This window comes from Spirillospora sp. NPDC048824 (genome assembly GCF_043198455.1).
Classification (GTDB): Bacteria; Actinomycetota; Actinomycetes; order Streptosporangiales; family Streptosporangiaceae; genus Spirillospora.
In genome coordinates, this window is the sequence record NZ_JBICUS010000006.1 from 411,033 (window position 1) to 417,439 (window position 6,407).

The 6,407-nt window shown below is 70.2% G+C and carries 4 protein-coding genes; 3 read left to right on the forward strand and 1 reads right to left on the reverse strand.

Annotated features, from left to right (window positions below):
* Positions 1-27: 27 nt before the first annotated feature.
* On the reverse strand, positions 28-873 hold the full coding sequence (locus ACGFIS_RS15240; RefSeq protein ID WP_392971237.1) for an alpha/beta fold hydrolase: 846 nt from the start codon (positions 871-873) through the stop codon (positions 28-30).
* A gap of 505 nt (positions 874-1,378) precedes the next feature.
* Between ACGFIS_RS15240 and ACGFIS_RS15245 the strand changes: the two genes are divergently transcribed.
* From ACGFIS_RS15245 to ACGFIS_RS15255, 3 genes are all read left to right on the forward strand, one after another.
* Positions 1,379-3,457, forward strand: coding sequence for a serine/threonine-protein kinase (locus tag ACGFIS_RS15245; protein WP_392971239.1), 2,079 nt, complete (start codon positions 1,379-1,381; stop codon positions 3,455-3,457).
* On the forward strand, positions 3,454-5,598 hold the full coding sequence (locus tag ACGFIS_RS15250) for a PQQ-binding-like beta-propeller repeat protein (RefSeq protein ID WP_392971242.1): 2,145 nt from the start codon (positions 3,454-3,456) through the stop codon (positions 5,596-5,598). The genes ACGFIS_RS15245 and ACGFIS_RS15250 overlap by 4 nt, the downstream gene beginning before the upstream one ends.
* Positions 5,599-5,650: 52 nt before the next feature.
* A partial coding sequence (locus ACGFIS_RS15255; protein ID WP_392971245.1) for a tetratricopeptide repeat protein occupies positions 5,651-6,407 on the forward strand: 757 nt, incomplete at its 3' end.

Consider the following 6,407-nt stretch of genomic DNA (forward strand, 5'->3'; position numbering starts at 1 on the left):
GCTGCGTGGGTGAGGTCCGGCGTCGTGTCAGCCGAGGGAGGTGATGATGCCGGCCACCTCGTCGGGCATCGAGAGGAATGGCGAGTGGGAGGCGTCGAGTGCGACGACGGACGTCGGGTTGTCCGGGAAGGCCGCGTCCGCCTCGGCGATGAACCTCGCTTGCAGGGCCGGACGGATCGCCATGTCCCTTGCGCAGGTGAGGTACGTGCGCGGCACCGACCCCCAGCCGTCTCGGGTCAGGGCAGTGGTGCCGAGCATGATGCCGATCGGGCCATCGGGCGTCAGCAGGCCGGTGGCGGCGTCGGCGAGGACCGGATCCACGTCGCCGTAGAACGCCTCGTGAAGCCGCCGCCGGTAGGCCGCGTCGTCCGTGCTGAAGTCCAGCCGCAGCGCGCCGATCTGGGCCGGGTCCCCCCGCAGCAGTGGCGCGACCTGGTCATCGGCGGCCTCGGGCATCCGCGTGTATGCCGCAGCCGGCACATTGGATGCCGGCATGTACGCGGAAAGGTACACCGCGTGCGCGACCAGGCCGGGTGTCTGCTGGGCCACTCGCGTCAGCACGGGGCCGGCCGCGCTATGGGCGGCCACCGTGACCGGCTCGCCACCGCCGATCCGCTTGATCTGCGAGGTCAGCAGATCGGCCGCATCGTCGAGGCTCACGTCCGCGACCGGTGAAACCTCCGTGCGGACTGCCTCAGGGTTGTACGGCTTTTCGGTGAACCACCGAGGGCGGCGCGCGTACAGCCCGTGCCCCGCCATGTCCACCGCGACGGCTCGGCGACCGGCGGCGACCACGTGGGGAATGACTTCGCTCCAACACCAGGAGCCGTGCCAAAAGCCGTGAACGTGAACCAGCGTGGAAGTGGTGGACATCGATTTCCCTCCGCCATCTACGTCAAGGCCCGGAGGGCGGAACCCCTCCGGCGCGGACATGGCCGAGTCGACCGGGGCATCGCCACGCCCGCGTCGCCAGTGTCGGTCTGCCGCACCGGCTCAGCCAGGGAAAGGTAGTGCCTGGCTGAGCCCGGCACTTTGACGTATGCGCCCGGTCGGCGTCCGTGCCAGGCCCCCGCAAAGTTGGCGCCTGCGTGTGGCACGACGTACCAGGAGACGACCGACCGCGCTCTCCCGGTCATCCGGCTGACCTCGCGGTCATGAGGAGGCACCGCCGGTTCCAGATCGGCATTCGGCCGAGGTCGGAATCGGCGAGCCGGGTCTGAGGGAACTGCGTAGCGGCGGGTGCACCGTCGATGGCTTGGGCGTCCCCCGGCTCCACCAGGGCCGGGAAACCGAGTGAGGCGGGCGAGTGAGCTGCGGCGGGTTGTGTGCGTCCTCATGAACGTATAGATACATATGTTCATTTGAATTGGGGGTGGGCGTGCGGTCGCTGCAACCGGGGGACCCTGTGTGGGTCGGGCCGTACCGGATCCTCGCCCGGCTCGGCGCCGGCGGGATGGGGATCGTCTTTCTCGCCCGATCGCCGGGCGCTCGGCTGGCTGCGCTGAAGCTCATCCGGCGGGAGTTCGCCGACGAGGCGGCCTTCCGGGAGCGATTTCGTCGCGAGGTCGCCGCCGCGAGCAAGGTGAGCGGGCTTTACACGGCCCCGGTGCTGGACTCCGACGCCGACGCGCCACAGCCCTGGTTCGCCGCCGGCTACGTCCCTGCGCCCACGCTGAGCGAGGCCCTCGCGAGCGTCGGAACGTTGCCCGAGTCCGCCGTCCGGGCTCTGGGCGCGGGACTGGCGGAAGCGCTGCGAGCGATCCACGGGGCCGGCCTGGTGCACCGCGATCTGAAGCCCGGCAACATCCTGCTGGCCGAGGACGGCCCCAAGATCATCGACTTCGGGATCGCCAAGGTCACCGACGCCACGCGGCTCACCCGCACCGACGCCATGATCGGCACGCTGGCCTACATGGCTCCCGAGCAGATCGCCGGAAGCAGGGACGCCGGGCCCGCGGCGGACGTGTTCTCGATGGCGGGTGTGCTGGTCTACGCGGCCTCGGGGGTCAAGCCGTTCGGCGAGCGGGACCCGGCCAGAGTGCTCTACGAGGTCATGTACGAAGAGCCGTGCCTCGACGGCGTTCCCGCGTCACTGCGTGAACTGCTGGCAGCCTGCCTGGCCAAGGAGCCGGCCGAACGTCCCGCCCTGGAGTCCGTGCTCGCCGCACTGACCCCCGCCGATCCTCAGGCACTGAACTCACCCGCGCTGCGCCAGGAGGTGGCGGCCAGGGAGGCCGAGGCGACCAGGGCGGCGTCGGAGCCGGTCACGCCCCCGCCGGCGCCGCGGGTCGATGACACGGAGGCGGGCAGGGTCGGGCGACGCCGGATCCTGGGACTGGCCGGTGCGGTCGCCGTGGCCGGCATCGGCGCGGGGACGACGGGCTGGGTGATGACCCGCGGGGGATCCAAGCCCGCCAGGCCCGTGCCCCGCGCCACCGCCCTCGCCGCGGCGGCCCCGCCTGCGTGGACGTTCACCCCGCCTCAGCCTGTCACCGGGGCGTCGATGGTGCTGGTGGCGGACGGCGTCGTGCTCTGGGGCGGCGGACAGGAGATGTACGGGGTGGATGCCGGCTCCGGGCGGCAACTGTGGGCGAAGGACAAAGCCAACGCCGCGTATTCGGGCAACCCCGCCCGCGGATCGACGTTCGTCGTCCTCGGCGGCGTGGTCGGCGACTTCGAGGACCAGAAGATCACGTTGGTCGACGCCCCGACCGGACGGACCACGGAATTTCCCACGCCGCGCGACGTCAACCCCTCGTCCGTCCTCGGTGTGGTCGGCGACACGGTCATCGTGCGTTCGAGTGGGGACGTCTGGGCGCTGGATCTGACCAGCGGCGAGATTCGGTGGCACCTCCCCGGCCGGGGGTTCGCCTCCGGAGCGGTCGACCAGTCCAGCCTCTACCTCAGCACCGAGCCTTCCCTCGCCGCACTCGACCCCGTCACGGGCCGCAAGCGCTGGGTCCGCACCTGGTCCGAGAGCGGCGGCGACCGGGACAGCGCGAGCCTGGACATCTCGGTCGCCGGCGGGCGGGTCTTCGGCAACTTCGGCGACACCCTCCAGGCGGTCGACACCGCCTCCGGGAGGCCCGTGTGGTCGCGAGACACCGACGAGCACTTCGACACCGTCATTCCCGCAGGCGGCAACGTGATCTTCAAGGAAGAGGTTCTCCAGGCCTACGACCAGGCGACCGGCGCCGCCCGGTGGACGCTGGCCGGTCCAGAACCGTTCGCCGGCGACCGGGGACACATCGCGGCGGCCGGCGGCCTCGTCGCGGCCGCCTTCAACGACCCGACAGGCCCGTCCCAGGGCATTCTCGTCGCCGGGACCGATGGCCGGGCACTGTGGGCGCACCGGGGGCCGGCGGACTCGCAGCGCGGTTGGGAAGTCGCGGTGTCCGGTTCGTCGGTCTTCGCGACCGACCACAAGCGGCTCTACCGTTTCCAGGCGGGGCGATGACGGCGGCGGCGCTGGAGCCCGGCGATCCCGATCGCATCGGGCGGTACCGTCTGCTGCGGCGCCTGGGCGAGGGCGGCATGGGCGTGGTCTACTTGGGCGCGTCCCCGGCGGGACGAGCGGTGGCCATCAAGGTCCTGCGGCCCGAGCTCGCCGGAGACCCCGATTTCCGCGCCAGGTTCAGGGGCGAGGTCGAGGCCGCCCAGAAGGTCAGCGGCGCGTTCACCAGCCCGGTCGTCGAGGCCGAACCCGACGGCACCGTCCCGTGGCTGGCGATCGCGTACGTCAACGGCCTCAGCCTGAAGGAGACGATCGAGCGGTACGGGCCCATGCCCGAGCCGCTGCTGCGCACCCTCGGCGCCGGACTGGGCGAGGCCCTGATCGCCATCCACGAGGCGGGCCTGCTGCACCGCGACCTCAAACCGGCCAACATCCTGCTCGCCAAGGACGGCCCCAAGGTCATCGACTTCGGCATCAGCAAGGCCGCCGACACCGCCACACTCACGGGGGAGGGCCAGTTCATCGGCTCTCCCGGCTACATGTCCCCCGAGCAGATCCACGGGACACGGCTCACACCGGCCGCCGACGTGTTCGCCTTCGGCGCCGTGCTGGCCTTCGCCGCCACCGGCCGTCCGCCGTTCGGCAAGGACGCGGTCCCCACGATCATCCATCGGACCCTGCACGAAGAACCCGACCTGCGCGGCGTCCCGGCTTCCCTGGCACAGCTGGTGAGCGCCTGCCTCAGCCGGGATCCCGACCGGCGTCCGCCCGCGAACCTGCTGCCGGCCCTGCTGGCCGCCCAGCCGGTCACGCCCGGCTGGCTCCCCGGCGACATGGGTGAGGAGCTGCGGCAGCGGGAGGACACCCTCGTCCTGGATCTGCGGACGCTCGCCAGGGCCCACAACCGGCGGCGGCTGCTCATCGGCGGGGCCGCCGCCGGACTCGCCGCCGTCGGCGGCGGAACCGCCGCCGCACTTGTCGCGACCCAGGGCGAGAAGGGAGTCCGGCTCTCCCCTCCGAAGCTGCTGTGGCGAACCACGATCGAAGACGTGGACGACATCGGCCTCGTGGTCCGCCCTCGATCGATCATCTCGGTCGCCCGCAAGGTCTTCGAGGACGACTTCCGCTGCTACTCGCTGGCCACCGGACGGCAGACCTGGTTGGAAACCGGCCAGATGGTCGTCGGGCCGACCCTCATCTATACGACGGCCAACTCCGAAGGCGTGGTCGTCGCCAGGGACGAGTCCCAGGCGGTCAAGTGGACCTACAACGCGCCGGCGAAATACCGGTTCCCCGAGCTCATCGCCCCGACCAACGACCTGCTGGTCCTCACCGGGGATCGAACGATCACCGGCCTGAACCCGGCCACCGGCCGCCGCCTCTGGATACGCCAGTGGCCGCAGGCGTCGTACACGTCCATCATTTGCCACGGCGTCCAAGGCCGCACGATTCTTGTCGGCGCGACCAAGGAGGGTGGCCAGAGCAGACACCTCGGGCTCGACAGCACGACGGGCGCGGTCCGGTGGTCAAGGCCGTTCGAGACGATGCTCGTGATGCCGCGCGACGGTGATCTGATGTTCGCCAGTTCCTCTCGCGCCGCTCTCGACGCGCTGTCGTCCGATACCGGCCGGAAGGTCTGGAGCGCAGACCTCCCCAACGCCGAAAGGGACCCTGACGACAAGGACGAGCTCTTGCTCAACGTGACCGTGGCCAATGGGCTGGTCTACATGAACGGGCCGACCATCTACGCCCTGGACGCGTCCACCGGACGGCAGCGATGGACCTACACGCCGACCTCGCCCGGCGGCCAGACAAGAAGCTTTCGGGTCGACGGGAGATACGCCTTCGTCCTGGACAGCCCACAACTCGTCGCCCTCGATGCCCGCACCGGCAGGCGTCTCTGGTCCGCTCACACTCCGGTGTCCGACACCGCCCCAATGGTCGTCGCTGGCGGGCTGATCTGCATCGGCGTGGCAGGCACCACGGGCTCGGGACTCTACGCCTGGGACGCCAAGACAGGCCAAATCGTCTGGAATTACCCCGTAACAACCCCTGTCTCCAACAGGCAATGGGAACTCAGCACCAAAGGCCCCACCCTCGCCGCCGCACACGGCACCACCCTGCACGCCTTCCACCTCGGCTGAACTCAAGCTCTTTCGGCCGAGGCCGGCAGTCCGGATATGCCAGGCTTCCCGGATGATTGTGGAACGCGCCCTCGATCTCCTCGCCCAGTGCGCCTACCGCTTCTGGGACGACCACGGCACCGACGAGATCGGTGCGCTCCTCGCCGAGGCGCGCACCTGCTACAACGCCGCCGAGCACGCCGATCCCGCGACGGTGGCGATAGGCCGCTCTCTGGCTGCGGCGTTCGAGCTGCGCCTCTGTACCGACGTGGAGAACGAGGTGAACTCCGGCTGGGACTACGACCTGGAAGGTCCGCCGCTCAACGGCGTGGAGGAAGACGACTGGGACGACGTGAGCCGCCCCGTCGCCGAACTCGCCGCTGAGGCCGCGCGGGCGGCGCTGGACGCAGACCCCGAAGATCCGCTCGTGCCGATCCACCTCGGGCACGCGCTCGCCTGGCTCGGCGACCGCGACGGCGCGGTTGCCGCCTACCGCGAGGCACTGGGCCGCGACCCGTCCGACGAACAGGCGGGCACCTGCCTCGAATCGCTCGAGGTCGGGACCGGTCCGCCGGCCATCTTGGAGACGAGCCCGCGCTCGTACGCGTTCGCCCTGCTGCGCCAGGAGTTGCGGATCAGCAACTCCGAATGGATCGACATCGGCCACGTGTTCAGAACATTCGCCGCCGCACGGGACGCCGCCGAAGCCCTGGTCTTTCACGAAGCCTGGCTGTTAGTGGCGCGCCTAAACAGAAAAATGCTCCTGAACTGGGATGATGTGGAGTGTCGAAGTCCGTATCAGTCCAGTTCAAGGAGCACTTTCTACGTGA

Bases quoted from the DNA above. Each gene is read 5' to 3' on its own strand.
- ACGFIS_RS15250 (WP_392971242.1), top strand. From the start codon at position 3,454: ATGACGGCGGCGGCGCTGGAGCCCGGCGATCCCGATCGCATCGGGCGG.
- ACGFIS_RS15240 (WP_392971237.1), bottom strand. From the start codon at position 873: ATGTCCACCACTTCCACGCTGGTTCACGTTCACGGCTTTTGGCACGGC.